Annotated in this window: 3 protein-coding genes; all 3 read left to right on the top strand. The window is 67.3% G+C overall.

Annotation, left to right across the window (positions count from 1 at the left end; all coding sequences use genetic code 11):
* Window positions 1-998, top strand: a 998-nt coding sequence (locus tag WAN71_RS23920; protein WP_422227711.1) for a peptidoglycan D,D-transpeptidase FtsI family protein, incomplete at its 5' end; no start/stop codon positions are given.
* 73 nt (window positions 999-1,071) lie between these two features.
* Window positions 1,072-1,389 (top strand): WXG100 family type VII secretion target, encoded by a 318-nt coding sequence (locus tag WAN71_RS23915; protein ID WP_422227710.1) that lies wholly within the window; start codon window positions 1,072-1,074, stop codon window positions 1,387-1,389.
* Window positions 1,390-1,553: 164 nt separating this feature from the next.
* Window positions 1,554-2,758, top strand: a 1,205-nt coding sequence (locus WAN71_RS23910; protein ID WP_422227709.1) for a Mur ligase family protein, incomplete at its 3' end; no start/stop codon positions are given.

Below are 2,758 nucleotides of genomic sequence, written 5' to 3'. Positions count from 1 at the left end.
GCGAAGTGCTGGCCATGACGAACGACAACACCTTCGACCCGTCTCAGGACGTCGGGCGTCAGGGCAACAAGCAGATGGGTAACCCCGCGGTCACTTCACCGTTCGAGCCGGGGTCGGTGAACAAGGTCGTCACCGCCTCATCGGTAATCGAATACGGGCTGAGTAATCCCGACGAGGTGCTGCAGGTACCGGGCTCTATCAACATGGGCGGGGTCACGGTGCACGACGCCTGGAATCACGGTGTGGCGCCCTACACCACCACCGGTGTGTTCGGGAAATCGTCGAACGTGGGCACGCTGATGCTGGCCCAGCGCGTCGGCCCGGACCGCTACTACGACATGCTCCGCAAGTTCGGGCTGGGGCAGCGCACCAACGTCGGGCTGCCCGGTGAGAGCGCCGGGCTGGTTCCGCCGCTCGACCAGTGGTCGGGCAGCACATTCTCCAACCTTCCGATCGGCCAAGGTCTTTCGATGACCCTGCTGCAGATGGCCAGCGCGTATCAGACGATCGCCAACGACGGGCTGCGGATGCCGCCACGAATCATCAAGGCCACCGTCGCGCCCGACGGCAACCGCACCGAAGAGCCGCGCCCAGAAGGGATTCGGGTGGTATCGCCGGAAACCGCGCGGACGGTGCGCAACATGCTGCGCGCGGTGGTGCAGCGTGATCCGACGGGCAATCAGCAGGGCACCGGGCCGGCAGCTGCGGTCGAGGGTTACCAGATTGCCGGCAAAACCGGTACGGCGCAACAGATCAACCCGGCGTGCGGCTGCTACTTCGACAACGTCTATTGGATCACCTTCGCCGGTATGGCCACGGCCGACGACCCGCGGTATGTCATCGGCATCATGATGGACAACCCGCAGCACGCCGCCGACGGCTCACCCGGATCGTCGGCAGCCCCGCTGTTCCACAACATCGCCGGCTGGCTACTGCAGCGCGAAAACATTCCACTGTCACCTGATCCCGGGCCGCCGCTCACATTGCAAGCCATGTAGGCGCAGGGTGATTTGCGGCCGCCACCAGCGGCTGCTAATCAGAACGGTCGGGCTGTGGCGGGAGGTGGTGGCGATGGCGGCCGGGGGAAGGTTTCGGGTCGACCTGGAGGCGTTGGCGGGCTCGGCGGCGCAGGTGTCCGAACATGGTGAGGCTCTGGCCAGTGCCCACTTGTCGTCGGACAACCGGATAGCGGCCGCACAGTCGGGCTGGGTGGGTGACTCCGCGGCGGCGCTGCATATCAGGACGGCAAGCTGGCTGGAGACCTCGCGCAGGCTGCTGACCAGTGTTGGCGATCACGCGTTGGATCTGAACGACGACGGGATCGGCTTTGCGGCGATGGAGCGCGACAACGTTGAGAAGTCGCGGGCGGTCGGCAACCGCATCGTCTGAGCCGGAGCGGCCGGCAGCACTGACCACCACCACGTGACAACTGGCTCGGCAAAGCTGGGAACCGTGTCGCCGGAATTGTCCGGATCGGTAGGGTCATGGCCGATCAAGACGGTGAAACGGCCTCGGAAATTGCCGGCATGGCACGGCAGAGGAAGGTGATATCGGTGCCCACGGTGCCTGTCGGGCTACGCCCGGCCATCGGCTTGGGTGTGCCGCTATCGACGCTGGTCGCTCAAGTAGGCGCGGTACCCGCCGAGGGCCTACATCAGCCCGGGGTAGTGCCCGACTTGCGGATCACCGGCGTCACCTTGCGAGCCCAGGACGTGCAACCGGGTGACCTCTTTGCCGCACTGCCCGGTGCGTCAACCCACGGCGCCCGCTATCTCGGTGACGCGATCGAACGCGGGGCCATCGCGGTGCTCACCGACACCGCCGGCGTCGCCGCAATCGCTGACCACGCGCAGCAATTCCGTACTGTGCCGGTGCTGGTCCATCCCGAACCCCGCAGCGTGCTCGGCGAACTCGCCGCCACCGTGTACGGCCGTCCTTCAGAGCGCCTCGCTGTCGTCGGCGTCACCGGCACGTCGGGCAAGACAACCACGACGTATCTGCTCGAGGCCGGTCTGCGCGCGGCCGGGCGGGGGGTGGGACTGATCGGCACGATCGGCCTGCGCATCAACGGCGTCGACGTCCCCAGTGCACTGACCACACCCGAGGCGCCGGCGTTACAGGCCCAGCTGGCGGTGATGGCCGAGCGCGGTGTCGACACTGTGGTGATGGAGGTGTCCAGTCACGCGCTGACGCTAGGCCGTGTCGACGGCGTGCACTTCGCGGTCGGCGCTTTCACCAACCTGTCCCGCGACCACCTCGACTTCCACCCGACGATGGCCGACTACTTCGAGGCCAAGGCGCGGTTGTTCGACCCGTCGTCGCCGCTGCGCGCCCGTCGTGCCGTGGTGTGCGTCGACGACGACGCCGGTCGCGTGATGGCCGACCGCGCCGACGCGGCGATCACCGTCAGTGCACAGGGCCGGCCCGCGGACTGGCACGCCGAAGACGTGACCGCCGACGTGGGCGCGCAGGAGTTCACCGCAATCGACCCCGCCGGCGTGCATCACCGGGTTGGCGTCCCGCTGCCGGGTGAATACAACATCGCCAATTGCCTTGTCGCACTGGCTGTTCTCGATGCACTGGGGGTTTCCCCCGAGCAGGCGTCAACCGGGCTACTGCATACTCGGGTGCCCGGGCGGCTCGAGCAGATCGACCGCGGCCAGGACTTCCTCGCGCTGGTCGACTATGCGCATAAGCCGGGCGCATTGGGCGCGGTGCTGCAATCACTGCGCCGCCCGGACAGCCGGCTGGCCGTGGT

This window comes from Mycobacterium sp. (assembly GCF_049280035.1).
Classification (GTDB): Bacteria; Actinomycetota; Actinomycetes; order Mycobacteriales; family Mycobacteriaceae; genus Mycobacterium.
The sequence above is the reverse complement of the archived record's forward strand: the minus strand, read 5'-3'. Positions and strand labels throughout refer to the sequence as shown.

Bases quoted from the DNA above. Each gene is read 5' to 3' on its own strand.
- WAN71_RS23915 (WP_422227710.1), top strand. From the start codon at position 1,072: ATGGCGGCCGGGGGAAGGTTTCGGGTCGACCTGGAGGCGTTGGCGGGC.